Raw genomic sequence first — 25,794 nt, forward strand, 5'->3', positions numbered from 1 at the left:
CCTCCGGTTTCTCTCCCCATTATCGTACATCTGTGTCAAATGGTGCATAGCCATTTTCGCAGCTTGCGACTTGCAGACGGCTGGCTGATTCCGAGCGCTTCCGCTACCTTTGTCGTCGTCTTATGCTGCTCATAGGCCCGGTGCACGAGCTGGCGCTCCACCTCGTCCATTGCATCCTGCATCGCCATCACACGATCGACCTTGATCCCTTTGTGTTCACTGAACTCTTGGTTATGAATGTAACGCGGAATTTGCGCGGGTGTAATGAGGACATCGTGAGACGTGACGACGAGCCGTTCCACCACATTTTCCAACTCTCGTACATTGCCAGGCCAATCGTATTCACTGAGGATGCGATAGCAGGTATCTGCGAGCTGTCTTTCCAAACAGTACTTTTGCGAAAAGACATTGAGAAAGTAATGAACGAGCACGGGTATCTCTTCCTGCCGTTCGCGCAGCGGTGGAATTTCCAACGGGACGACGTGAATGCGATAGTACAAATCCTCGCGAAACTTGCCTTCCTTGACCATTTGCCGCAGGTTTTTATTCGTGGCTGTGATCAGCTTTACATCAACTTTTCGCGAAACAGAGCTGCCCACGGGCGTAATCGTTTTTTCTTGCAACACATTCAACAGCTTCACTTGCAAGGAGAGTGACATCTCCCCGATCTCGTCCAAAAACAGCGTGCCGCCGTTTGCCTTCTCAATCAAACCTGCCTTCCCATCTTTGAACGCTCCTGTAAAAGCACCCTTTTCATAGCCAAACAGCTCTGACTCCAGCAATGTCTCAGGAATGGCTCCACAGTTGATGTGCACAAATGGCTTGTCCACCCGTGGACTGCACTCGTGGATGTATTTTGCCAGCACGCCTTTTCCGACGCCTGATTCTCCCAACAGGATCATGGATGATTCTACCTGCGACAGTTTTTTGGCCAACAGGGCGACCTGCTCCATGGACTGACTGCGGTAGATCAAGCTAGTCTCTCCTTTTTGTCTGTTGTTCTCCTTGGTCATTTCACTCTGCAAGACCGTCCCGACGTACTTGACTTCGTTTAATTCCTGCTGCAATTGCTCCTGGCTCGTTATATCAATGAACGTATGGATCACTCCGCTAAAATTCCCGTCCTGATCCCAAATCGGTGTGCCTTCCACAAAAAGCTTCCGATTTTTGCGGGTGGTTTGAATCGTATGTATCTTTTTCTTGTCACGAATGACCCGCCTCGTGATCGTTGGGGCAAAATAACCAAGATGATAAAACTCCTCAACCGGCTTGCGCATCATTTCCTTGGGATCGATTCCGAAAAATTCCTCATATCGTCCTGAGCAAAATAAGGTTCTGCCTTCTGCGTCTGTTACGTGCACGATATCAAACAGCGAGCCTAATAACACTTCATAATCGATCATGGCGCTCTCTACCTCCCGTGCCCCCCGTATCTTGTGGAGTGACACGTACATAACGATTCGTCGGTCTGCCTACCCCACCATAGCTGACATCCATTCTGACACTCCCGCTCTTCTCCAGATAGTCCAAATACCTTCTGGCCGTCACTCTCGCGATCCCAACGCGTTCGGCCACATCGTCTGCCGATAGTGGCTGACTCTCTTTCTCGATTTGACGCATGATTTGCTCCATGGTGACAGCGTGCAGTCCCTTCGGCAGCACTGCCCTGCCTGGATTCGTATCGGATTGTTCTTTTTCTGGACTTTTGCGGAATAGTAGCTGGTCGACCTCATCCTGGGATGCGGTGCCCTCCCAATCAATCCGTCGGCGAAATTCCCGATAGTTTTCCAACGACTGCTTGATCCGTTCGAATTGAAACGGCTTGATAATATAGTCCATGGCACCGTTGCGCAGCATGGATTGGATCGTGGTCTTGTCCTTTGCTGCTGTCACGACGATGACGTCCACAGCATGTTTGGCGGCACGCAGCTCCATCAGAGCCTTCACCCCGTCCTGGATCGGCATGAAAATATCAATGATCACCAATTCAGGAGTAAGCTCATTCACTAGCTTGAGTCCATCTGCCCCATTGGCTGCAATTCCGACCACGACGAAGCCAGGGACGCGCTCAATGAACTGCTTGTTGATTTCCTGTACCATCGGATCGTCTTCCATAATCAGTACGCGCACATTATCATTATCCTTCTCCATGACTCTCCACCTCCTCCATCGGAAACGTTATGAGAAAACTGGCCCCTTCTCCGGGTTCCGAATGGCAAACCAGCTCGCCCCTCCCTTTATTGACCAACTGATGCACCAGATGCAGACCAAGTCCACGGTGCGCTCGTTCTTTCGTAGAAAATCCCCGTTCCAGCATGTGTCGGCGCGTCTCTTCGTCCATACCGATTCCGTTGTCCTCCACCAGGATGGAGCAAATCTCCTCGTCTTGCTCGATACTGATCATGATCTCCTTCTCCTCGCGTTCGATTCGCTCGAGTGAATCAAAGGCATTTTCGATCAGATTTCCCAAAATGAGCACGAAATTGTGATGATCCATATACGGCGGAAAATGTTCCAGATGACTCCTGCGATCAATGACAACACGGATGCCCAGCTCTCTTCCGCGACTTACTTTTCCAATCAAGAGCCCAGATAAATTCTCATCCATGATCCGTGTTGTTAAAAAGGAGGTGAGCTCCTCCTGCTGCTCGTTGACCTCGAACAAATACGCGAGTGCCTTTTCATGCTGATGGAGCTGGAGTAAACCTGCGATGGTATGCAAATGATTCATGTGCTCGTGATTTTGTACCCGCAGCGCACCAACGAATTCTTTTACGCCCGTCAGCTCCTCCGCCATTCTCGCCACTTCTGTTCTATCCTGAAAAATCGCAATTGCGCCGACGATCTTTTCCTCGACCTTGATCAGAAAACGGTTCGACCAGAGCAGCGTATTGCCGACGTGAATTTCGGTGTTGGTAAAATTCTGGCGAAGCTCCAGCACTTCTGGTAATCTGGTGTCGTGCAGGACAGACCGTATGTGCATGCCCAGCACCTCTCCCTCTATGCCAAAAATTTGCTTCGCCCTGTCGTTAAAGATCGTGATTCGCTCCCGATTGTCGATGGCGATGACTCCCTCATGCATGGCATGGAAGGTTGCGGTTCTCTCTACCAGGATTCGCGCGATTTCGTCCGGCTCCAGGTCGAGCATCTGCTTTTTCATGTGACGGGCCAACTGATAGGAGCCCCACACCCCGAACAATAGGGAGAAGAAAAAGGTCAGCGCGATATTGTTTCGCTCGCTGTACAAGATCCCCCAGACATCAGGCATTACACGTCCGACCAGAACGACGCCCACCTGCTGATGCTGGTCATCCATGATCGGCACGTAGGCCCGCAGAGCCGTTCCCATCTCTCCTTTCACTTTTTGAAAATAGGAGTGCTCGGCATAGGCCTCATCAACCGCAGGGTCCATAAACACCGTACCAATCCGCTCATCTAGCGGGTCTGAGTAACGCACACGCTCCTTATTCAGCACGACGATATACGTCACATCATTGACGACGCGCAGGTTGTTTGCTGTCGGTTGGATCACCTTCCATCCGTCTGGTTCCTGAATGCTTTTTTGTACATTTGGAATCGTCGCAACCGTGCGCGCTGTGGTCATCAGCCGTTGTCCCAGTTGGGTTTCCGTAATCCGAATAATCCCTCCGGCCATGATCAAGTTTCCGATGATCAAGGAAAAAAGAACGATTCCGACGGAGAGTAGCATAATCTTCCATTTGATTGTTAAGCGTTCGAACAGGTTCGTTCTTTCCTTTCCATTGGGTTTGCAACTCAAATTCATTCAACGTAAGCAGGTGTTTGAAAATGAAATCGTTGGTAACCAGTACATTCATTGTCCTCCTCGGACTTGTGAGCGCTGTCATCATTGGCTTCGGACAAGATTTCCTGATGGAAAACAGAGGATACGACGAAGAACAGGTAGGGCTGTCCAATCAAATTATCATCAAGTTCAGCCACGTTATCGCAGAAAACACGCCAAAGGGTCTGACTATCGAACGCTTTTCCCAACTAGTGAAGGAAAAGACAAACGGACGTGTAGAGGTACAAGTCTTTCCCAACAGTATCCTTCACACCGAGAAAACCGAGATGACTGCTTTGCAAAACGGCGAAATCCAGATGATCGCACCTGCATTCTCCTATCTCTCCAACAGCATTCCCGAGTGGGCTGTGCTTGATCTGCCTTATCTGTTTCGATCGCAAGAGGATGTCGAAACCGTATTCAATGGGGAAATCGGTCAAATACTATTCGATAAGCTTGAAGATTCCGACATGAAAGGGCTGGCCTTCTGGGCAAGCGGCTTTAAGCAAGTGACAGCTAACCGCCCGTTGATCATGCCTTCCGATTTTGTCGGTCAACGTTTGCGCATTATTCCAGGCAACGTAATCGAAGCTCAGTTTCGCACGCTCCAGGCAATCCCTGTAGGCTCTTCCTTCAATGAATTATACAGCATGCTGGCTGCCGGAAAAGTAGACGGCGAAGAAAATACGATCTCCAATGTCTACACCAAACGGCTCTACCAAGTACAAAAGCACATGACGATCAGCAATCACAGCTATCTGGGCTACGCCGTCGTAATTAATAAAACGTTTTGGAACAACCTCCCCGCCGATATTCAGCAAGCCATATCGGAAGCCATGCAGGAAGCGACAGCTTACAATAATCAATTGGCTGTTTCGATGAATGACAAACAACTGCGCTTGCTCCAAGAAAATGGGGGAATGCACATCCACATTCAGACAGCAGAAGAACGTGCGGCCTGGATAGCAGCATTGCAACCAGTCTATGATCAATTCGCTCCGAGTATCGGAGAACCCTTGATGCAGAAAATCAGAGAGCTCCACCAACGCAGGTGAAGCTCTCAAGCAATCTCCTCGGTCTGCTCCTTGCGCATGGGCAAAATCAGCGTAAATACAGATCCCTCTGACGTGCTTTTGGCGAGGAGGAGATCTCCGCCAAGAGCCTTCGCCATCATGCGAGAATAGGACAGCCCCAAACCGAGTCCACGTACTTTATCTTTTTTATTGCTTCCCCGAAAGAAACGCTCGAACACAAGAGGCTGTTCCTTTGCGGGTATTCCTGGCCCATCGTCTTTGACGTCGATTCGTAAATCGGTGTCCGTTTTGTAGAGAGTAAGCGCTATGTTTCCAGCCTCACCGACAGCCTGTTTCGCGTTGTTCAAAAGGTTAATCAAGATTTGCTGAACACGGCCCGGATCGACATAGATCATCGTTTGCTTTTCCAGAACCCCAACGGTAAATGTGACATGACCGAGGTCGTGGACAATCTGCCATTGTGAGGCGATCTCGCGGATCAGCTTGTTCACGTTTTGCTCTTCCTGACAAACCGTGATCGCTCCTACGGCAAATGAATTGAAGTCTAGCAAATCCTCTACCATTTTTTGCAGGCGCTTCGTTTCCTTCAAGCAGATTTCCAAAAACTCCTTCTGCTCCTCACCGGACACCACCTCGTCGTTAATTGCCTGGATTAGTCCGCTAATTGACGTTACGGGGGTTTTCAGCTCGTGTGTCACTCCAGCCAAAAGCTCTGTTCGCATGCTTTCCAACTGGCGAAGACGGTCTGCCATTTCCGCAAACGTATGCACCAGCTCGTGAATTTCTTTTTCCTTGATCGTTTTATTGATCAAGACGTCGTAGTTTCCTTCAACGATCTGGCGAGCGGACATCACCACATTTTGAATTGGCTCAGACAGCTTCCTCGCATGAAAATAAATCACCGCCCAGCCAAGCACACCCAAACTGCCTAGCATGATGACCAAATACTGGATTTCCTCTTTGCCTACCTTGATATCTGTTTCTGGGAAAAGCAAGATCACTTTGCCAATGACTTGATCATTGTATTCCAAATTTTTCCGCACTACATACAGTGTCTCACCTGACGGATGCCTCACTTTATCCCATATATTCGCCTGATCCAACAACTCAGGTGCCGCCTGCTGCAAAGGAGGTGGCAGCTTGGTTGGCCGATTGTAAACGACCTCTCCTTTTACATCTTCAATGAACAAAATCAGGTTGCGATCAACACCCATAAACTTGCGCCGATTGTCCAATACCTGATGAAGCTTTTCCCCTACCAAAATGTTTCCAACATCATCGACGACTCGATCAGCCACTTCCTCTGCAAACAGTCGCGTGACCTCGATCTGCTTTTCAATCGCAGCGTACTTGATCCAATAAGCAGAGACAGCCCCAATGATGAGCAACCCAATCACGAGGGTGAGCAGATAGCGTGTGGTCCAATAGCGCAGCAGCGATACGGGCTCATTTTTTATAATAAACACAGAATTGATACCCAACCCCTCTTTGCGTCTTGATCTCGCCCTCATGAACCGGCCAATTCTCCAGCGTCTTTCTGACCCGCTTGATCGCCAGGTCTACGGCACGATCACTCCCCCCGTAGTCGATTCCCCATACTTGTTCAATCAACTGCTCACGGGTAAAGGTCTGATTCGGATTTTGTGCCAGAAAAAGCAACAAGGACAGATCACGCGGGTGAAACGTCAGTTCGAGACCGTGCAGCGTTACTTGATGGGACTGAAAGTTTATTTTCAAGCTTCCGAATAGTCGAGTCTCTTGATCTTTCACCAAAATAACAGAGCGGCGCAGCACCGCATTGACTCGCGCAACTACTTCGTCCGCGACAAAAGGCTTCGTTATGTAGTCATCTGCTCCTTGATTCAGTCCCTTGAGCTTTTGGTCTGTTTGGCCGAGCGCTGTCATGATAATGACCGGACAGGAGCTCTTTTCGCGAATATACTGGAGGATTTCCCAGCCATTGCGTTCAGGGAGCATGACATCCAATAGAACCAAATCCGGCTTCTTTTCATCAAAAAGCTGCATGGCCTCGATCCCGTCATTCGCTTGCCAGACCTCATATCCTGCCTTTTGCAAGTAAGCCTTCAGCACGCGCGATATCACCAGTTCATCTTCTACCAATAAAATGCTTTTCATATCTTCCCTACCTGATTTACAGACATATAATCATTCCTATTCGCGAATTCTCGCATGGTCCCCTCTATACTCTACGTACTTCTATTCTATCAGTTTACAACCTTGTATTAAAATTTGCCTTTGATGTTTTTGGAAAATAGGAAAAAAGCCTTGCATCCCATGTAAAGGAGCAAGGCTTTTTTTGTGAGAAACGTCCCCACTTTGCGGGAAGTTAATTAGATTTCGTCATCTTCGAAAAAGATTTCTTCATCGCTGGCATCAGCGGAGAAATCGTGCAGGTTGTCGCCATCCTCGTCAACGATTTCACCATCAATGTCTGCATCTTCGAACTCATCCCAAATGTCTTTTACTACACTTTCAACGAGGTCTTCGAAATCGGAATCATCCATATCATCGTACTCGTCTTGGTAATCATCCAGGTCAACCTCAATTTCTACATCGATATCATCTTCATCGCCACTCAGCTTGAACTTCCACTCGATATCTTTGAAGTCATCGTAGTCCTCGTCGAGTTGATCTTCCAGGTCGTCCAGGTCATCTTGGACATCATCGTCATCATCTCTGCTGCTCTTGCTGTTTTTCAAATCAGTAATCTGTTTGTTCAGGCTGTCAATTGTGCCTTGCAAGGTTCTGATTTGAGCATCACGTGCAGCCAACTCTGATGCGTGCTGGGAGTTCGGCTTGTCTTTTACCGTGATGGTGTACTTCGTGCCATCCCATGCTACATCCTTGCTGAACACGTCTGCCATCATGCGAAGTGGAATGTACGTCGTTCCGTTTACGATGAATGGTTCGATTGTAGTTGGAACAGCTGCGCCGTTATAAATAACTTTAATGTTGTTGTACTTAGCTTGCAGATTCTTCGTTCCAGTCGCTGCTTGAGAGCTCGTCGGAATAAGTGTGGTAGTCAGAATCAACGCTGAGGCAATCGCCAGATATTGCTTCTTGAACATAGAAAATCCTCCATTCTCCCGGTTGTCTATTTCTTTCGTGTCACTATGTACATCTCTTACTTTACCTATCGTTCGTGTCGAGAGTATGTCAACAATCGATTTTTTCCTTTCCAATTTGAGGGGATTTCCATGACCAAAAGGACCAAAACAACCAATATGACCGTATCATTTTCAATTTTTCACACAATTTATACAATGCGAAGGAGAGAATAAAGCGTTTTCAAAATCTGGAGGAGGAACGAATTTCATGCGGATCAACTTTAAAAATCTGACCGTACAGGTCATTATTGCCATCATTCTCGGTATTCTAGTTGGTCATTTTGCACCCAAATTTGGCGCAGAGCTGAAGGTGTTGGCCGATATTTTTGTCAAACTGATCAAAATGGTCATTCCACCAATTGTCTTCTTCACTGTAGTGAATGGAATCGCCAGTATGGGAGACATGAAAAAGGTCGGTAAGATCGGCGGCAAAGCGCTGCTCTATTTTGAAATCGTTACCACAATTGCATTGGCAATCGGACTGCTTGTGGTCAACCTGATCAAGCCTGGGGTAGGCTTTGACAAAACGGGCCTGACCAGTGGGGACGTCTCCAAGTACACGGAGGCTGCTGCTCAGAGTAACAACGGTTTTATTGATTTTATTGCGGGGATCATCCCGGAAAACGTCGTCGGGGCGATGGCAAAAGGCGAGCTGTTGCCTATCCTGTTCTTCGCTGTCCTGTTTGGTCTCTCACTCGCTGCCATGGGGCAAGCATCCCAGCCCGTCATCAAGCTGTTTGACAAGCTGACACACGGATTTTTTGGTGTCGTCAACATGATCATGAAGGTTTCTCCAATAGCTGCATTTGGTGCAATGGCGTACACGATTGGCAAATTCGGCATCGGTTCATTGACCAGACTGGGTCTTTTGATGACGGCTGTCTACATCACGATGTTTTTGTTCATTATTCTCATATTGGGCGGGATCGCGCGGTACTACAAATTCAACATCTTCTCGTTTATCAAATACATTCGGGAGGAAATCCTGCTCGTGCTCGGTACTTCCTCCTCAGAGTCCGCTCTTCCGAGAATGATGGATCGACTGGAGAAATACGGCTGCTCCAAATCCGTTGTCGGTCTGGTCGTACCGACGGGCTACTCGTTTAACCTGGACGGTACCTCGATCTATTTATCTATGGCTGCCATTTTTATCGCCCAGGCGTATGGCATTGAGCTCAGCTTCTGGGAACAGGTCACCCTTCTAGGAATCCTGATGATTACGTCAAAAGGGGCTGCTGGTGTCACAGGTTCTGGTTTCATTACACTCGCCGCTACCTTGGCAGCCTTTCCTATCATTCCGGTCGAAGGGATTGCCCTCTTGCTCGGCGTTGATCGATTCATGTCAGAAGCTCGTGCCATTACGAATCTGATCGGAAATGGCGTAGCTGCTGTGGTCATAGCCAAGCATGAAAATGAGTTCCATCCTGGACGAGTCCAGCAAGCAGATGAAACCAACAATGAGTCGGACAACGATTCGGAAGCAAAGCCGGTCACGGCCTAGTCCATATAAAAAGAGGTTCCTCTATTGAAAGAGAACCTCTTTTTGCTTTAGTCATTTGGCCATGTTTTACGAAGCTCAGCCTCGAATTGGCGCAGATGATTAATTCGCTTCTGTGCTGCCTGATACTCCTCCTGCCAGCCCTCTTTTTCGCGCTCTCTGATCAGCTCCGCCTTTTTCTCCAGCTCCCTTACCTCATTACGCAATGCGATCACGATGTCCAATAGCTCATCCATATCCATGGACCGCATGTCTTGAATAAAGATCCATTCCGCTTCTGTTAATCGATACTGTTTGTTCGCCATGTTTCATCATCCTTAAAATAACCTCTATCGAAGTCCGCTCATGAGGAGCGACCACGTTTTAGAGGAAAGTTGATATTCATGTCCTTTTATAAGTGTGTCATTTTTTAATAAAAATGTTTCATTTTGAAGAAAAATGACGTCATTTCGTGTATAATAGTTGATGTAGGTATGAATGTCGACAATAATCCGCACAACAGGGGGGATTATTACTAAAATATCACCGGAATGGATATAATTCCAAATAATTATTGACGACTTGTTGCTCACTGGGAGAATAGAGCAGCTATCTATGCCAATACAGTGTTTTGCGCGAAGGAGGATCTTACATGTTCTCTATTAGAGAATCCGATTTACCAGGAATCGGCAGGAAGTACCAGGTCGAAACCAGAAGTGGCGACAAGCTGGTTATCGTCATTCACGATGACGGCCGCCGTGAAATGTATCATTTTGACCGTGATGATATAGACGAAACAATCTCCATGGTTACCCTTGACGATGATGAGGCGAGACAAATTGCTGCCATCATAGGCGGCTTGACGTACAAACCATCTGCACTGGAAACAGTCGAGGTTGCGTTAGACAAACTCATGATCGAATGGTACAAGATTGAATCGAACGCTCCTGCCATCGGCAAGACGATTGGGGAACTCAACATTCGTCAAGAAACAGGCGCTACCATCATCGCTGTTATCGAAAAAGACCATAAACAAACGATTAATCCCGGCCCCGAGTATGTCCTTTGTACAGGATCTACATTGGTCGTTGCAGGTGAACGGAAGCAGGTGAAGGCTCTCAAGACTATTCTCAGCAACGGAGGTGAGTGATATTGGAGCACATCGTTTTTGAAGTTGGTCTTGCCCTCGCACTCATAGCAATTGCGGGGTTCCTCTCCATGAAGTTAAAATTCTCCATTGTCCCCTTCTACATTCTCGTCGGGATGATCGTGGGTCCACACGCTCCCGACATCGGTTTGTTTGATCTCCGCTTTATTGAAAGCGCCCCGCTCATCGAATTTATGGGCAGACTTGGCGTACTCTTCCTGTTGTTTTACCTCGGACTGGAATTTTCGGTAGGCCGTCTGATCAAGGCTGGTCGATCCATTGCCGTAGGCGGTACCATTTACATCGTCATCAACTTTACCCTCGGCCTCATATTTGGTTGGGCCGCTGGCTTCCCTCTCAAAGAGGTATTGATTATCGCCGGTATTACCACTATTTCCTCCAGCGCCATTGTGGCAAAAGTACTGGTGGATCTCAAACGTACAGCAAATCGCGAAACAGAGATGATCTTGGGGATCATCATGTTCGAAGACATATTCTTGGCCGTCTATATTTCGATCGTGTCCGGCTTGGTGTTAAGCGGTGCAACTTCTCTTGCTGGCGTGCTCTCATCCGCATTGATTGCACTCGGCTACATGCTTCTCCTGATTATCGTAGGCCGCAAGCTCGTACCTTTCCTGAATCGGGCATTGAACATCAAATCAAACGAAGTGTTCATGATTACGGTGTTTGCCGCTCTGTTTCTGATTGCGGGTTTTTCCGAAACGATCCATGTTGCCGAAGCCATCGGAGCATTGCTCGTAGGTCTCGTCTTGGCAGAAACACAACACATGAAGCGCATCGAGCATCTCATCCTGCCGTTTCGTGACTTCTTCGGAGCCATGTTCTTCTTCAGCTTCGGTTTGACAATTGATCCATTGTCATTAGGTGGAGCCGTATGGTTGTCCATTGGTGCAGTGGCCCTCACCCTTTTCGGTAACGTCGTCGCCGGACTTTTGGCTGGGCGAAGTGCCGGATTGTCTCCCAAGGCTTCTACCAATATTGGACTGACCATCGTATCTCGCGGTGAGTTCTCCATCATCATGGCTAATCTCGGAAAAGCGGGCGCACTCATGGAAATTTTGCAACCATTTGCGGCTCTTTACGTTTTGATTCTCGCCATTTTAGGTCCATTGCTGACCAAGGAATCCAAGCATATTTACAAATTGCTCAATGCTGTGTTTCGTCTGGATCGAAAGACACCAATCAAAGAGCCTGAGAACAAAGCAGACGCTGGATAATAGAAGAGACATCACTACCGACAGCACATATTGCCTGCTGTCGGTTTTTCTATTTTACCGCAGACAGCATGTTTTCCATGATTTCTTCACTCATCGGGCCAATGTATTTATTTTGAACCACGCCGTTCGAATCAATGATGTAGCTGGTCGGAATCGAAATGGCTTTGTACACATTCGCCACTTCTTTATCAGGATCGAGCAAGATTGGGAAGGTAATGCCATACAACTTCGCAAAATCTGCCACAGCTTCCGGGCTCGTCTCCGTATCGGTCAGATTGACACCGAGAATTACTACGCCTTTTTCCTTGTTCTCTTCGTAGTAACGCTGCATGTCCGGCATTTCCGCGCGGCAAGGTGGACACCACGTCGCCCACAGATTGAGAATCACTTTTTTCCCCCGTAAATCGGACAGCTTGACCGTACCGCCACCTATCTGCTGAAGTTCAAAATCTGGAGCGGTATTTCCTTTTTCAATTCCAATCTGCCCGTTGCCTTGCTCTCCAGATGAAGCGATGGGTTCCTGCCTATTCATGAATTCCGCATCAAAAATGCCCCATCCCAAAAGCGCCAAGAGTACGACGATCGCCCAAACATTATGATGCTTCTTCATCAGTCGTTCCCCCTATCGGCTTCACTCGTCTGGACAAAAAGAGCAGCAAGAGAGCGAATGCATAGTACATGAGCTGATCGCCGGAAAGTCCTGCAAACACAGCTTCTCGATTCGGAACAAAAAAGTGCACATAGACTTGGCTAATGGCAAACCACATTACGGGCGCAAGCCAAGCCGCCAGATGAATAAGTCCTTCCTTTTCCCGTTGCAGCCACCAAAGAAACAAGGCGCATATGACGACCTGCTGTACGTGATACCACATGCTGCTCTGTTCTAACACGACCGTGAGCATCTGGTAAACACCAGTTGCAGCAAGAAAGCCTGTCGCCATTCCCAAGGCGACGAAATGAACAGGAATCGCTTTTTTGCGTACCGTCTTGGTGAGGTAGACGACAACTGCCACGCCTGCCAGCATGGCTCCGTTTTCCCCCCCGGAAAAATAAAGAATGGACGAGGGATTCTCCACCGCTTTCGAAAAATAAAACAGGACATAGCTGAACTTCCAAACGAGAAATGCCAGCACCACTGCATTACTCAACAGCTCAATAACGGCTGATTTCATTTCTCTGTTATGTGTAAGCTGAGCGGATATCGCCACAAAGCCGAGCGAAAGCGAAGCAATGACCGCCAGCATGCTCATTTTCAACAAAAAGGGGCCCATTTGAAAAGCATCCGACATTTTCGTTTCCTCCTTTAGGAAAATGGCTTACTCTAGGAAGACAAGTATCCAAACAACTATCACCATATCAGGAAATGGGGAATAAAGGAATGCTCACGAATATTTTTACTTTGCAGGAGCGCTATGCCCTTGCTTTTTCTACGCGAACGGAGCATCCACAAGTGCGTGTGTATCGCGATGAATCGGTCCCGGACATGTATAGTCATAATTATACAGAAATTTTGGCGGTTCCTACTCATAACTGGGTACAAGCTTATATCGAGCAAGAGCTTCGACATGCCAAAGAGCAGCAGCTTGGCCACTTGAAGCTGGAACTGCACCCGTCGCTACCTTTTTCAGAAGAGTTAGTGTCTTTTGCGACCCAGCTTGGTTTTGAAGTAAATACGATGCTGTACATGCTTGCTCCGCTGGAGGTTGCCGATAAACTGACGCCGAATCCACAATGCTCCGTATTACGAGGGGATTCAATCGAAGTCATGGAAGCAGGCATACGCTGCCTTACTGCTTCTGATTCCGTTATGATCAATCCTGATTTTGCTGTCCGTAAAGCGAACCGGAAAAGAGAAATTTATGAACAAAGTGAGATTATTCCGTATGTGTGCTTTGTCGATCAGGAGCCAGTCGGTGCATGTGAATGGCATCTTTACAAGGAGCTCGTTCGTATGGAGGAATTTTTTATACTGGATGCCTGGCAGCGTAGAGGATTCGGCACGGAAATCATTCGGGTCATGATGCAGGACGCCAAAAAACTCGGCGCCACCCATATGTACTTAACGACCTATGCAGATGATACGCCGCAAGAAATGTACAGCAAGCTCGGCTTTCAAGAGGTCGCGAGGCATTTGGAAATGATCTGGCTAAAAAACTAGAAAAAAACTCCCACCAAGTAGCTTAGTGAGAGCCATCCTATTTTCCGTGTTGATCTACTCTTTTGATAAGCAGCGCTTCGGCCTCCCGATCTCTTCGGTCGGTTTCGCCATTTTTGGTCCATTGTAAAAATCGGTCGTCCAAAAGCTCTGCCAAGATTGCCCGTTTGTCCGTTTCGCTCACCGCCAGCGAGAGTACTTGTCTTCTCATGCTGCCGAGAAAAAGCGTGTAGTCCTCGTATTCCGGTCCCACCCACTCTTCGAGCTGGCGGCGCATTTTCTTTGCCAGACCCGGGTTGTTCCCACCCGTAGAGATCGCAATCTGCAAGTCACCACGTGCAACGACGGATGGAACAGTAAAAGAGCAGAGGTCTGGGCGATCAACGATATTGATCCACTGATGCGGACGGCACGCTTCGTATACAGTCAGATTGACGGCGGGATCACTCGTCGCCGCGATGATGAGCACTGCCTCCTCTACGTCCTGTGGGTTAAAGGGGCGCAGTGCTACCATTAGCTTTTTATCGTGTGCCCATTCAAGGATGGTTGCCGTACAGGAGGGACTCACAACGGTGACATCCGCACCAGCAGCAAGCAAACTGCCGATTTTCCGCTCGGCTACTTGCCCGCCACCGACCACCAAGCAACGCTTGCTTTGTAGATTGACCATCATGGCATAGTGCGTCACCAGCGTTCCCTCCCTCGGCTTCCTATTGTTGTTGCACTTGCTCCATCGCAAGCGTAGCTTCAAACCAGTTGATTTTCTCACGCATCTTCACGACATCGCCAACCAGAATGATAGCTGGATTCGTGATGTGACTGTTTTCCGCCATACGCTCCTCAATATCAGCCAAGGTACCCGTTAGTACCGCTTGCTGTGGGAGTGTTCCCCAAGAGATAACGGCTACAGGTGTATGCGGATCGCGTCCGTGCTTGATTAATTGGGTACGGATCAACGGCAGGTTGGCTACTCCCATGTAAAAGGCAAGCGTGTCGATGCCATTCGCGAGAGCACGCCATTTTTCTACCGCCAGCTCTGGCTTGTCTTCGCGCAAATGTCCCGTCACGACTGCGAATGACGAGCCGTGATCGCGGTGTGTCACCGGAATACCCGCGTATGCTGAGGCTGCAATTGCAGCAGTTACTCCCGGGACGATTTCAAAGGCAATTCCTCGCTCGGCCAAATGCTGCGCTTCTTCTCCCGCACGACCAAACACGCAAGGATCGCCGCCTTTTAGCCGAACGACGACTTTTCCTTCCAGCGCTTTTTCCGCTAACAGCTCGTTAATCGATTCCTGTCTCATCGTGTGATGATCCGGCAGCTTGCCGCAATAGATACGTTCTGCCGTCTGTGGCGCGTACTCCAGCAGGGCTGGATTTGCCAGACGATCATACACAACCACCTCTGCCTTTTGCAGGCATTCCATTCCTTTTACGGTAATCAGCTTTGGATCTCCAGGGCCAGCTCCTACGAGATAAACTTTGCCCGCGCCGCTCATCGGTCACTCACTCCTGCTGATGCAAATGTCGCCATCTCACGAACCATCCGTGTCGCTGCTTCCACGATTGGAAACGCCAATGTTGCTCCGCTTCCTTCACCCAGTCGCAATTTCAGGCTGAGCAATGGCTCCTTGCCTAATGCTTGCAGGACAAAATCATGCCCCGGCTCCTCAGAACGGTGACCCGCGATCAAGTAATCAGCAACGAGTGGCTCCATTCGAACAGCAAGCAGAGCCGCTACCGTAGCGATAAAGCCGTCCAGCAGCACAGGGACACGGCGAGTGGCTGCTCCGATGATCGCCCCTGCCATTGCTCCGATTTCCAGTCCGCCGATTTTTGCCAAAACGTCCAACGGATTGTTTGCATCCGGGCGATGCAGCGCAAGCACGTCACGAACAACTGCCTTTTTGCGCTGCCAGCCTGCATCATCCAGCCCCGTTCCTCGTCCGACGATTTGTTCAGGATCAGCTCCGGTTAAGGCTGACAGGATCGCACTGCTGGCTGTCGTGTTGCCAATCCCTACTTCACCGACGATCAGGACTTTGGCGCCTTCTTCAATGATCACTTCTGCCATTTCAAAGCCAACTGCGATGGAGCGCTGCGCTTCGTCTGCGGTCATCGCAGCTTCTTTCAGCATATTGCCCGAGCCTGCTCTGATTCGCTTGTTATAAACACCCGGTGCTTCGACCTCGACCGCTACACCAACATCTACGATTTTTTGAATGGCTCCGATTTGTCTGGCGAAGACGTTGACTCCAGCTCCACCATGAACCATATTCAGCACCATTTGCGCTGTCACTTCCTGTGGATAGGCAGAGACACCTTCTCGTGCAACACCGTGATCGGCCGCAAAAACAAGCACGCCCGGTGGTGTCACAACAGGCATTGTCTCACCCGTCATCCCAGCCAGCTCAATAGCCAATTGCTCCAAGCGACCAAGGCTGCCAAGCGGCTTGGTCAACTGATCCACATGCTGCCTCGTTTGCTCACTTGCTTCCTGATTTCGTGGCTCAATCGCCGGATAAATGACTGACATTAATTTGCACCTCTTTTTCTTGAAAAGCCTTCATGTACTCTTCGATCGTATCCAGCTTCACATGGCGACGAACGGTCTCCGCCAACAGATCGTACCCCTGCTCTCGCAGAGCGACAAAGGATGGGCGATCCATGATGGGTGGGAGACCTTTTTTCTCACGGATGGTATTCAGCAACAGCGTGCGGAAGTGGTCATTGTGGAACAAGCCATGAAAATATGTGCCAATCAACTGCCGCTCCTCCTGACAATAGCCCTCCGTGCGCCCCTCCATCTGGATAAAAGGAAAATCATTGCTTGAATAAGCAGATTGTCCCATGTGAATCTCGTAGCCTTCTACCGTCAGCTTTTCCTTCGCAAATACCGCTTCTCCGCGGGACAACACGGTCGTTTTCTTCTGCTCCATCGTCGTGATCATCGGGATGAGACCCAGCCCATCAAGCTGCTGCAACGGAGACTCGACCCCAGCCGGATCGTGAATGAATTCTCCCAGCATTTGATAGCCGCCGCACAAGCCGACGATATACGTCTTCCCTTTATGATGAAGGTCTTTGACCGCCGCGGCAAGACCTGTCTCTCGTAAGAAACTCAAATCCTCGAGTGTATTCTTGCTGCCCGGCAAGACAATCAGGTCAGGTTCACCCAGCTCTTCCAAACGTGTCACAAAGCGCATCCGGCAATCCGGCTCTACAAAAAACGGGTCCACGTCTGTAAAGTTGGAAATTCGCGGGTAGCGCAAAACCGCAATGTCAATCTCTCGCGGTGTCTCACGCTGCCCTTGATAACGGTGCAAAATCAGCGAATCCTCCGCATCGATCCACAAGTCTGGAATAAATGGCACGACACCAAGTACCGGCTTTCCCGTATACTCCTCGAACCAGTCGAGTCCCGGCTGCAAAAGTGTCAAATCACCGCGAAAACGATTGATGATGACACCGATCACGCGGTCCCGATCTTCGGGCTCGAGCAGTTGGAGGGTGCCGACCAAGCTGGCAAAAACTCCCCCGCGCTCAATGTCTGCCACCAAAACGACGGGCGCATTCGTGAGACGAGCGACCCGCATATTGACGAGCTCACGGTCATTCAGATTAACCTCTGCCGGACTGCCTGCCCCTTCAATGACGATCCGCTCATAGGAGCTGGCGAGTCGTTGATACGCTTCCTCAATGATCCGCAAGCCCTTGTCATAAAACTCCGTCCGATAAGCAAAAGCTTTCATGTTGCCGTATGGTTCACCGTTTACGACAATTTGCGATTCGGAGTCTCGTGTCGGCTTGATTAAAATGGGGTTCATGTCGGTCGTCGCCAGAATTCCTGCTGCTTCCGCCTGAACGCCCTGTGCCCGGCCAATTTCTTTTCCATCTAGCGTCACATAGGAGTTTAACGCCATATTTTGCGATTTGAACGGAGCTGTCTTGTAGCCATCTTGGGCAAAAATCCGACACAGCGCTGTTGCAATCGCACTTTTTCCTGCATCCGAGCTGGTACCTTGCACCATCAACGGGAGGGCTTTAGGCACGAGCGGCCACCTCCGCGCAACGGTTCAGCCAACGCTCAACCAGGTCGGGATTGGAGCCAAAATGCAAATGAGTATAGCCTGCGACCAGATGATCTTGGGCATAGCCCTCCGGTTTCGTACCGCGAAGCCCTTTCGTCTCATAGGCTGCTGGCAATTGTTGATCCGAAGCATACGTAGAGTAGTGGAATTCATGCCCTTTCGCCTGTTCCTCGGTGCCGAGCAAGAAATTGCCTTCCTTGCCGCGCACTTCGCGATAGCCAAGCGCTGCGAGCTTTTTCTGCATGGTCACCTTGCCTGGGATGAGCCCTACCATTGGATAGCTGTCGCCCTCTGTCGTCACGATTGCCTCTGTCAAAAACATGTAGCCGCCGCACTCGGCCAAAGTAGGCAAGCCTTTTGTGATCGCAGCTCGAATCGATTGTTTCACCGTTTCATTTTGCGATAGCTCTGCTGCAAATTCCTCCGGGAAGCCTCCCCCGATGTACAAGCCGTCCGCGTCCTCAGGCACTCCCTCACCCGCCAGTGGAGAAAAGAATTCGAGCTTCGCGCCATATGCTTCGAGCAGCTCCAAATTTTCCGGATAGTAAAAATGAAAAGCAGGGTCTTTCGCTACAGCAATAGTGACATTGGCAGATGCTTTTCGTGGAGCAAACAGCGTAGGCTCCGCTTGCAGCGGCTCTGCCTTTGCCAGCTCCCAGATTTGCTCCAAATCCACGGTCTCTGCAATCAGATCAGCCAGCTTTTCAAACAGCGGTGTCAGCTCTCCTCGTTCGACGGATGGCACCAATCCGAGATGACGTTCCGGTATTTCCAGCTCGTTCTCCCGTTTCAGGTAGCCCACGACCGGAATCCCGCACTCCTGCTCGATCGCTGCCTTCACGATTTTGTGATGCCCTTCACTGCCGACCTTGTTGGCGATGACACCGACGATTCTCGCCTGTGGATTGAGCAGTTGAAAACCTTTGACAATTGCAGCCGCACTGCGTGCCATGCTCTGACAATTGACCACCAGCAAAACCGGAGAGCCAGTCAGGATGCTGATTTCTGCCGTGCTGCCTTTATCGCTGGTCGCTTCCTTGCCATCGTACATACCCATGACACCCTCGATAATCGAGATGTCTGCACCCTCGCTACCACGGACAAAAATCTCCTTCACGATCTCGTGCTCCAGCATAAAGCTGTCCAGATTGCGCGAAGCTCTGCCCGTCACAGCCGTATGATACGTGGGATCGATGTAGTCGGGTCCACACTTGAAGCCCTGTACGGTATGCCCTTTTCTTTTCAGAGCAGCCATCAGTCCGATGGTAACGGTTGTCTTACCCGCTCCACTGCCTGTTCCGGCAATCACAATACGGCGGCTGTCCGTCATGCGCGCTCCTCCTCATGATAGGGCATCAATCCGACCGAAATGGTGGTGTTGCCCGACTTCTTCTTGGTCAAAACGAGTTCGCCCACGCCAGCATACAGCTTCGCGGCAGGCTCGCTCACTCCGTACGCTCCGGTGAACTTGAAGACAGTATCAGACGGATCGCTGATCTCTACCTGATTCAACTCTTCAGGTGGGTACCAGACGAACGGCCAGCCGTATTTTTCGCAAACGGCGATCAGACCCGCTTCATCCTTTTTCAACTCGATGGTCGCCAGTGCTTTTACACTTTTGATCGAAAATTGCAGTTCATCCAGCGTTTCCTTGATGACTGCCTCGATCTCCTCGGCGGAGGTTCCACGATTGCAGCCCATTCCGAGCACGATTACCTTCGGACGATAAAGGACGCCGTTGTCCAAAATCGATTGTTCCTCCGGTGTGAGCAAGCGATGAGAGACGACTAGAGCAGCTTGCGGCTGATCGGCTTTTGCCTCAGCGATTGTCGCGTATTCCTTGATGGACGGTGGCATCGGTGTGTCATGCATCCACCAGTCACGTTCGCCGGATTCATTGATGACAGCTACGCGCTCCTCGTTTACGACAGAAGCACTGACAGGGGTCAGCTTTTCAGCGGAATCCCACTCCCAGCCAAAACGTCTACCGAATAGATCGACCGGAATCGTCTTTTGTACGTCAGACGCTGTCGTGATAATCGGACGAGCACCCATGACTGCCGCTACCTCGCGAGCCAGCTCATTGGCACCGCCCAAATGGCCAGACAGCACACTGATGACGTTCTCCCCACGGTCATCGACGACGACGACACCCGGGTCTTTCTTTTTGTCTTCGAGCAAAGGTGCGATCATCCGAATAACCGCACCCAGAGAAATAATGATGATTAAACCTTTATAAGCAGGCCAGAGAGCGGGAAACAGCATCCGTACACTGTTCGAAAACAGTTGGATGCCGCGCGCATCCTCATCTCCGCGCTCGAATTTGCTCATGTAATACAGGTCTGTTCCAGGAAATTTTTGCGCCAAATCACGCGCCATCTCTACCCCGTGCTTCGTGATCGCGACAATAGCATAGTCTCCGCGCTGCTCGATAACAGGGATTTCTCCCTCGATCAGTTCGATGATCTTCATTATTCCTTCACACCTTTTCTGAACCCGTGTGTAAAGGTTTTATCGTACAGCTTGGAACGGTATTGCTCGCTCTTGTCGTGGATGTTCGGGTCCAATGCCCAGCCAGCCAAAATCATCGCGTGCTTGCGAATGCCGTTTTTGCCCATGTCTTCGTCCAAATTTTTCAGCGTGGTGCGAATGATCAATTGATCCGGCCAGCTTGCACGTTGTACGACTGCGACAGGCGTATCCTCGCTCCAGCCTGCATCGACCAGCTCGCGGACTACTTTTTTCGTCAAAGTCGCGCTAAGGTACAGAGCCAACGTGCAATGATGCTCAGCAAGTGCACGCAGCTTTTCTCTCTCAGGCACCGGTGTGCGACCTTCTGCGCGGGTGAGGATGATCGTCTGTGTCAGATCAGGAATCGTCAGCTCGGCTCCTACTGCTGCCGCTGCCGCAAATACGGAGCTCACACCTGGAACGATTTCTACCTCGATGCCTTTTGCTTTTAATAGAGCGATCTGCTCCATGATCGCGCCATAAATGGAGGGATCACCTGTATGCAGGCGTACGACTGTTTTTCCGCTACTAATCCGGTCTACCAACAGCTCTACCATTTCTTCCAATGCCATACCCGAGCTTTGCAGTACCTCTGCATCGGGATTGCCCATTGCTACCAAATCCTCGTTCACGAGAGAGTCGGTATACATAATGACGTCTGCCTTTTGCAGCAGCTTCAAGCCTTTTACTGTTATCAAATCAGGGTCGCCGGGACCCGCTCCCACTATGTACAGTTTCATTACTTTTTCACCACCATCAGTGTAAGATAGCTGAGCTCTGCCCGCTCCAGTTCACGCATATCGGTCCAAACCATTTCCTCGGAGGAAGTGACCTTGGTCGCTACTGCTGCCTTTTCAGCCAGCCCCATTTCTTTCAGCAAGCCAATGATCATTGGCAGTACTTTTGCTACCTTCAGGAACACGACAGTATCGTGGTTCTCAAGCGCTTTGCGCATGGCTTCCTTGTCTTCTGTTGCCGGGATGATACCGATCTGCTCGTCGCCATCCGCCAGTGGCAGATTGAAGCGGGACGCTGCTCCCAGAAACGAAGAGACGCCTGGTACGGTCACGATTGGCACTTCCGGATGCTCCTCATGCATGACGCGCATCATGTGGATGAACGTGCTGTAAAACATCGGATCGCCTTCCGTTACAAAAGCAACGTCCTTGCCTTCAGACAGACGCTCCCAAACGATCTCCACTGTGTTGTTCCACTCGCGCTCCAAAATTTCTTTGTCCCGCGTCATCGGGAATACGAGTCCAAGCATTTCCTTGTCTGGGGACTGCACGTACAGCTCTGCGATTTGATGCGCGTAGCTTTTGCTGCCCATCCGTTTTTTCGGATAGGCAACCACTGGCGATTGCTGTAATAGACGAAATGCCTTGACGGTAATCAATTCGGGGTCGCCGGGACCTACGCCCAGCCCGTACAATGTTCCGATCTTAGTCACTTGCTGTCTCCTCCTTGTTCTTCTGTCTGCTTGGCCCAGGCCGTAATGATGTAGATCGGATTCAATGCTTCAAAGCGCGTCAGGGACAAAATCGGCTTGCTGCGCGATAGCTGCGCCAATGTCACCGATGTCTCGAAGCCTTCCTGCGCAAATGCTTGTGTCGCTTCGTACAATGTCTCAATGGTCGCTGCGTTCACAACAATCCGGCCATTCGGGCGCAGTCGTGTGCAGCAGATATTCAACAGCTCGCGCAATTCTCCGCCACTGCCGCCGATAAATACGGCATCCGGGTTCGGGAACTCATCCAAGCCATGTGGGGCACGTGCGTTCATTACTGTCAAATCCGTGCGAAACTTCGCCATGTTCTGGCGGCAGTTTTCCAGATCGTCCGCATTCTTCTCTACGCCGTACACTTCACCCTCACGTGCAATTCGTGCCGCTTCAATGGCGACAGAGCCTGTGCAGGTGCCGATGTCCCAAACGATGCTTTTGGCATGCAATTGCAACTGTGCGATGCTTAAAATGCGCACTTCTTTTTTCGTAATGAGTCCCTTGTCCGGCTTGCGCTGGGAAAACTCCTCGTCTGCGATTCCAAACGGCCATACTGGGCTTGGACGGCGTTTTTTCAAAATCACGACATTTAGATCAGAGAAGATACCATCTGCCATTTCCTCGAGGGAATACCAGCCTGTCCGCTCTTCGGCACTACCGAGATTCTCCGCCACGAACGCATCGTACTCGGTCATTTGGAACGAAAGGAGATAGCGGGCGATCGCTGCTGGCGAGTTTTCCCGATCTGTCAGCAGTGCGACCTTATCCTTCCCGTCGATCCGCTGTGCCAGACCTTTGATACTGCGTCCGTGCACACTCGCCAGTGTCGCATCCTGCCATGCTTCCCCCATTTTGGCAAAAGCGAGCTGGATGGAGCTCAGGTGCGGGTAAATCTCCACGTTCAATTTTTTTGCAAGCAAGCTGCCGATCCCGTAAAAGAGCGGATCGCCTGACGCCAGAATGACCGTCTTGCGCGTCTCCGTACGCAGCTCCTCCACCATGGCAGTCAGACCGCCCTTCAGTACACGCTTTTCCCCTGAATACTCCGGGAAGAAACTGAGGTGTCGCTCTCCTCCAACCAACAGCTCACTTTCCTCTATCCACGTCCGGTACAACGGCAGCAGGCTCTGCTGTCCATCATCCCCGATTCCAATTACTTTCATCGCCTGTGTCATTGATCGTCACCCTTCCCAACAGGGACCCTTTCATTGTGATGATGATGGTTTCGACCTCGATGCCGCCGCCCACTTCCTTTAGCGCAGCGCGACAGCAGTTTTCGCACATGATCTCGAAAAAGGCGGGCGTGTCCACCATCATATCGCCTACCTGCGAAGCGGTGTTGGCTCCCAAAATTTCGTCAATACGCTCCTGAGAAGCTCCTGCATCTGCTGCCATTTGGGCGAGGAAGGCGAAATCGACGGGTGCACTTTTGGAATGAACCATCATGACACCCTGCGCAACCTTGGAAAACTTGCCCATCATCCCGACCAAGGTCACTTTGCGCATACCCTTGTTCTTGCACTGCTTGAGGGAAAAGCCGACGAAATCGCCCATTTCCACGAACGCTTCTTCCGACAGCTCTGGATAAGTAGCGACCCCGTAGGATTCACTCTTTCCGCCCGTCGACAGCACAATATGATCGCAGCCGGCTTCCTTGGCGACATTGACCGCTTGTGCCACACTTGCCTTGTAGGCAGAAGTGGAAAACGGCACCACGATTCCACGCGTCCCCAAAATGGAGATACCACCGAGTATGCCGAGTCGTCCATTCAATGTTTTTTTGGCGATTTCCTCGCCAGCAGGCACGGAAATGACGATTTTGATCCCGCGCTGCGTCCCGTACTCATCCAGAACAGCCTGCGCCGTTTCCCTGATCATTTTGCGCGGGACGGGATTGATCGCAGCCTCGCCAATCGGAACGGGCAACCCTGGCTTGGTCACCCGTCCCACACCGAGTCCGCCATCCAAAATAATGCCGGGCTCATCCGACCATTCCACGGTAGAGAGAATAAGGGCACCGTGTGTCGCGTCTGGGTCGTCTCCCCCATCTTTGATCGTGCTTGCGGTCGCCTTCTCCAATGAAAACTCACAGCTCTCCATCTGAAAGGAGACGTCCTCGCCAATTGGCAGGCGAATCGTCGCTTGGCTTTGCTCTTCCTGAGTAATCAGCGAGATCAAAGCAGCCTTAGTCGTCGCCGTTGCACATGATCCAGTCGTATATCCGTGGCGGAGGGGCTTTGCCTCTTTTTCGTCCGTTGCTGCTTTGGCTGCCATCTGCTTAACCCAACCGTTCCGCCATGATCGAAATCGCATTCAATGCTGCTACGGTTACTGGGCTTCCGCCTTTACGTCCCATGTTCGTGATGAATGGGATATCGAGCTTCGCCAGCTCTTCCTTGGATTCTGCCGCAGATACGAAGCCAACTGGCATCCCGATCACCAGACCTGGCTTTGCTTCGCCTTCCTTCACCATGCGGATCAGCTCCAGGAGTGCTGTAGGTGCGTTTCCGATGCAAAAGATACCGCCATCCGCTTCCTTGATTGCTTTGCGCATGGAAATGATCGCGCGGGTCGTATTCAGACGCTTCGCCTCTTCCATCACATCGCGGTCAGAGATGTACACCTTTACTTCTCCACCGAATTTTTCAATGCGGTTTTTGCTGATGCCGACTTGCACCATCTGTACATCTGCTACGACGATTTTGCCGCTGCGGATTGCTTCGATTCCCGCCTTTACTGCGTCCGGGTGGAAAACAAGGCTTCGTCCAAGATCAAAGTCTGCGGATGCGTGGATGACACGTTGTACTACCGGATATTGTTCTTCTGTAAAAGAATGCTCGCCCAGCTCATCTGTAATGATTTGAAAGCTCAAATCCTCAATCTCTTGCGGTTGTACAGTCATCGGTTTAAATTCTGTTTTGAAATCCATGGTTAATTTCCTCCAGTCACTTGTTTGAGTTCGCCCAGCACGCTGGCGTAATCCGAAAACTTCGTTCCATAATCGATCTTTGGACGACCGATGACGATGGTTTCGATGCCCATTTCCAGTGCCGCTTCCACCTTTTCGTCAAAAGCACCTACCTTGCCGCTCTCCTTGGTAATCATCAGCGTGACACCATAATGAGCGTAGAGCGCTTTGTTCAGCTCCTTGGAAAAGGGACCTTGCATCGCGACGATGTTTTTTTGCTCGACACCGAGCTCTTCGCATTTCTGCATATTGTCAAGACGCGGTAGCATGCGCGCTACCAGGGTCGTCTCCGGCAGGCCCAACAGCCGATCCGTGAAGGTTTTCAGCGTCTTGCTTCCTGTCGTTAGCATGATGACGCCGCGCTTATCTGCCGCCAGCTCAGCCGCCTGGACATAGTCTTCTACTACAATCAGCTTCTCGCTGCCAGGTGAGGAGAGGCTTTCCCGCTCGTAGCGAATGTAGGGGACTCCCGCGCCCTGTGCACCTGCCATGGCATTTTTGGAGGCTTCCTCTGCGAAGGGGTGACTCGCGTCGACCACGCATTGCACGGCTCTCTCTTGGATCAGCTGCTGAATATCTTCGGCGGTCAGGCGTCCGACCTGGACAGGCACGCCCTCCTCCTCCATACTTTTCGCAGCATTGTCAGTGACGACCGTCGTCAACAGCTCGTAGCCCTTGTCCTTGATTTGCAAAGCCAACTCGCGCGCGTCGCTCGTTCCAGCCAGTACCAGAATCATGCAGT

26 protein-coding genes are annotated in these 25,794 nt (G+C 50.5%); 5 read left to right on the plus strand and 21 right to left on the minus strand.

Going from position 1 to position 25,794, the window contains the following annotated elements; translation table 11 throughout:
• Window positions 1-35: 35 nt before the first annotated feature.
• From HP568_RS16130 to HP568_RS16140, 3 genes are read right to left on the minus strand one after another with little or no spacing between them, the layout of a single operon-like run.
• Window positions 36-1,403 carry a sigma-54 interaction domain-containing protein gene (locus tag HP568_RS16130; protein ID WP_173629616.1) on the minus strand — a complete coding sequence of 456 codons (1,368 nt, stop codon included), beginning with the start codon at window positions 1,401-1,403 and terminating at the stop codon, window positions 36-38.
• Window positions 1,390-2,151, minus strand: a complete 762-nt coding sequence (locus HP568_RS16135) for a response regulator (protein WP_173629617.1) — start codon at window positions 2,149-2,151, stop codon at window positions 1,390-1,392. Before HP568_RS16135 ends, HP568_RS16130 begins: the two co-directional genes overlap by 14 nt.
• Complete coding sequence (locus HP568_RS16140; protein WP_483862130.1) at window positions 2,138-3,784, minus strand: ATP-binding protein; 1,647 nt, start codon at window positions 3,782-3,784, stop codon at window positions 2,138-2,140. Before HP568_RS16140 ends, HP568_RS16135 begins: the two co-directional genes overlap by 14 nt.
• A gap of 23 nt (window positions 3,785-3,807) precedes the next feature.
• Between HP568_RS16140 and HP568_RS16145 the strand changes: the two genes are divergently transcribed.
• Window positions 3,808-4,857, plus strand: coding sequence for a DctP family TRAP transporter solute-binding subunit (locus HP568_RS16145; RefSeq protein ID WP_048031616.1), 1,050 nt, complete (start codon window positions 3,808-3,810; stop codon window positions 4,855-4,857).
• Between the two features lie 5 nt (window positions 4,858-4,862).
• Here HP568_RS16145 and HP568_RS16150 read toward each other — a convergent pair whose 3' ends face one another.
• The 3 genes from HP568_RS16150 to HP568_RS16160 form a co-directional block, all read right to left on the minus strand.
• Window positions 4,863-6,317, minus strand: coding sequence for a HAMP domain-containing sensor histidine kinase (locus HP568_RS16150; protein ID WP_173629641.1), 1,455 nt, complete (start codon window positions 6,315-6,317; stop codon window positions 4,863-4,865).
• Window positions 6,283-6,972, minus strand: a complete 690-nt coding sequence (locus HP568_RS16155; protein WP_173629618.1) for a response regulator transcription factor — start codon at window positions 6,970-6,972, stop codon at window positions 6,283-6,285. Before HP568_RS16155 ends, HP568_RS16150 begins: the two co-directional genes overlap by 35 nt.
• A gap of 215 nt (window positions 6,973-7,187) precedes the next feature.
• Complete coding sequence (locus HP568_RS16160; RefSeq protein ID WP_173629619.1) at window positions 7,188-7,925, minus strand: stalk domain-containing protein; 738 nt, start codon at window positions 7,923-7,925, stop codon at window positions 7,188-7,190.
• A 247-nt stretch (window positions 7,926-8,172) separates the two neighbouring features.
• Here HP568_RS16160 and HP568_RS16165 point away from each other — a divergent pair, with 247 nt between their 5' ends.
• Entirely contained in the window at window positions 8,173-9,465 is a 1,293-nt protein-coding gene (locus HP568_RS16165) for a dicarboxylate/amino acid:cation symporter (RefSeq protein ID WP_173629620.1), read from the plus strand.
• A gap of 47 nt (window positions 9,466-9,512) precedes the next feature.
• Here the strand turns inward: HP568_RS16165 and HP568_RS16170 are convergent, their stop codons facing one another.
• Window positions 9,513-9,767 carry a hypothetical protein gene (locus tag HP568_RS16170; protein WP_048031611.1) on the minus strand — a complete coding sequence of 85 codons (255 nt, stop codon included), beginning with the start codon at window positions 9,765-9,767 and terminating at the stop codon, window positions 9,513-9,515.
• A 326-nt stretch (window positions 9,768-10,093) separates the two neighbouring features.
• Here HP568_RS16170 and HP568_RS16175 point away from each other — a divergent pair, with 326 nt between their 5' ends.
• On the plus strand, window positions 10,094-10,591 hold the full coding sequence (locus HP568_RS16175) for a cation:proton antiporter regulatory subunit (protein WP_048031610.1): 498 nt from the start codon (window positions 10,094-10,096) through the stop codon (window positions 10,589-10,591).
• A gap of 2 nt (window positions 10,592-10,593) precedes the next feature.
• Window positions 10,594-11,826, plus strand: coding sequence for a cation:proton antiporter (locus HP568_RS16180; protein WP_048031609.1), 1,233 nt, complete (start codon window positions 10,594-10,596; stop codon window positions 11,824-11,826).
• Between the two features lie 49 nt (window positions 11,827-11,875).
• On the opposite strand, the gene HP568_RS16185 is transcribed toward HP568_RS16180, so the two are convergent.
• Both HP568_RS16185 and HP568_RS16190 read right to left on the minus strand, forming a co-directional pair.
• Window positions 11,876-12,436 (minus strand): peroxiredoxin family protein, encoded by a 561-nt coding sequence (locus HP568_RS16185; protein WP_173629621.1) that lies wholly within the window; start codon window positions 12,434-12,436, stop codon window positions 11,876-11,878.
• Window positions 12,420-13,115: a hypothetical protein gene (locus HP568_RS16190; RefSeq protein WP_173629622.1), complete on the minus strand. Its 696-nt coding sequence runs from the start codon at window positions 13,113-13,115 to the stop codon at window positions 12,420-12,422. The genes HP568_RS16185 and HP568_RS16190 overlap by 17 nt, the downstream gene beginning before the upstream one ends.
• Before the next feature lie 74 nt (window positions 13,116-13,189).
• On the opposite strand from HP568_RS16190, the gene HP568_RS16195 reads away from it, so the two are divergent.
• Window positions 13,190-13,984, plus strand: coding sequence for a GNAT family N-acetyltransferase (locus HP568_RS16195; protein ID WP_254551273.1), 795 nt, complete (start codon window positions 13,190-13,192; stop codon window positions 13,982-13,984).
• 37 nt (window positions 13,985-14,021) lie between these two features.
• Here the strand turns inward: HP568_RS16195 and HP568_RS16200 are convergent, their stop codons facing one another.
• Genes HP568_RS16200 through cobK form a run of 12 tightly spaced genes read right to left on the minus strand, consistent with a single transcriptional unit; the run spans window position 14,022 to window position 25,789 of the window.
• Complete coding sequence (locus HP568_RS16200) at window positions 14,022-14,669, minus strand: precorrin-2 dehydrogenase/sirohydrochlorin ferrochelatase family protein (RefSeq protein ID WP_173629623.1); 648 nt, start codon at window positions 14,667-14,669, stop codon at window positions 14,022-14,024.
• A 22-nt stretch (window positions 14,670-14,691) separates the two neighbouring features.
• A complete protein-coding gene (gene cobA, locus HP568_RS16205) occupies window positions 14,692-15,480 on the minus strand; it encodes a uroporphyrinogen-III C-methyltransferase (RefSeq protein ID WP_056496977.1) in 789 nt (262 codons plus the stop codon).
• Window positions 15,477-16,517 carry a nicotinate-nucleotide--dimethylbenzimidazole phosphoribosyltransferase gene (gene cobT, locus HP568_RS16210; protein WP_173629624.1) on the minus strand — a complete coding sequence of 347 codons (1,041 nt, stop codon included), beginning with the start codon at window positions 16,515-16,517 and terminating at the stop codon, window positions 15,477-15,479. Before cobT ends, cobA begins: the two co-directional genes overlap by 4 nt.
• Complete coding sequence (locus tag HP568_RS16215) at window positions 16,492-18,033, minus strand: cobyric acid synthase (protein WP_173629625.1); 1,542 nt, start codon at window positions 18,031-18,033, stop codon at window positions 16,492-16,494. The genes cobT and HP568_RS16215 overlap by 26 nt, the downstream gene beginning before the upstream one ends.
• A complete protein-coding gene (locus tag HP568_RS16220; RefSeq protein ID WP_048031602.1) occupies window positions 18,026-19,402 on the minus strand; it encodes a cobyrinic acid a,c-diamide synthase CobB in 1,377 nt (458 codons plus the stop codon). Before HP568_RS16220 ends, HP568_RS16215 begins: the two co-directional genes overlap by 8 nt.
• Window positions 19,399-20,544 (minus strand): cobalt-precorrin 5A hydrolase, encoded by a 1,146-nt coding sequence (locus HP568_RS16225; protein WP_048031601.1) that lies wholly within the window; start codon window positions 20,542-20,544, stop codon window positions 19,399-19,401. The genes HP568_RS16220 and HP568_RS16225 overlap by 4 nt, the downstream gene beginning before the upstream one ends.
• Window positions 20,544-21,323: a precorrin-4 C(11)-methyltransferase gene (cobM, locus tag HP568_RS16230; RefSeq protein ID WP_048031600.1), complete on the minus strand. Its 780-nt coding sequence runs from the start codon at window positions 21,321-21,323 to the stop codon at window positions 20,544-20,546. Before cobM ends, HP568_RS16225 begins: the two co-directional genes overlap by 1 nt.
• Complete coding sequence (gene cobI / locus HP568_RS16235; RefSeq protein ID WP_047070510.1) at window positions 21,323-22,033, minus strand: precorrin-2 C(20)-methyltransferase; 711 nt, start codon at window positions 22,031-22,033, stop codon at window positions 21,323-21,325. The genes cobM and cobI overlap by 1 nt, the downstream gene beginning before the upstream one ends.
• Window positions 22,030-23,259, minus strand: coding sequence for a precorrin-6y C5,15-methyltransferase (decarboxylating) subunit CbiE (gene cbiE / locus HP568_RS16240; protein WP_173629626.1), 1,230 nt, complete (start codon window positions 23,257-23,259; stop codon window positions 22,030-22,032). The genes cobI and cbiE overlap by 4 nt, the downstream gene beginning before the upstream one ends.
• Window positions 23,222-24,358: a cobalt-precorrin-5B (C(1))-methyltransferase gene (locus HP568_RS16245; protein WP_173629643.1), complete on the minus strand. Its 1,137-nt coding sequence runs from the start codon at window positions 24,356-24,358 to the stop codon at window positions 23,222-23,224. Before HP568_RS16245 ends, cbiE begins: the two co-directional genes overlap by 38 nt.
• A 4-nt stretch (window positions 24,359-24,362) precedes the next feature.
• Window positions 24,363-25,013, minus strand: coding sequence for a precorrin-8X methylmutase (locus HP568_RS16250; RefSeq protein WP_048031597.1), 651 nt, complete (start codon window positions 25,011-25,013; stop codon window positions 24,363-24,365).
• A 2-nt stretch (window positions 25,014-25,015) separates the two neighbouring features.
• Complete coding sequence (gene cobK, locus HP568_RS16255; protein WP_048031596.1) at window positions 25,016-25,789, minus strand: precorrin-6A reductase; 774 nt, start codon at window positions 25,787-25,789, stop codon at window positions 25,016-25,018.
• Between the last annotated feature and the right edge of the window lie 5 nt (window positions 25,790-25,794).

Origin of the sequence: Brevibacillus sp. MS2.2, from assembly GCF_013284345.1 — a bacterium.
GTDB classification, from domain to species: Bacteria; Bacillota; Bacilli; order Brevibacillales; family Brevibacillaceae; genus Brevibacillus; species Brevibacillus brevis_C.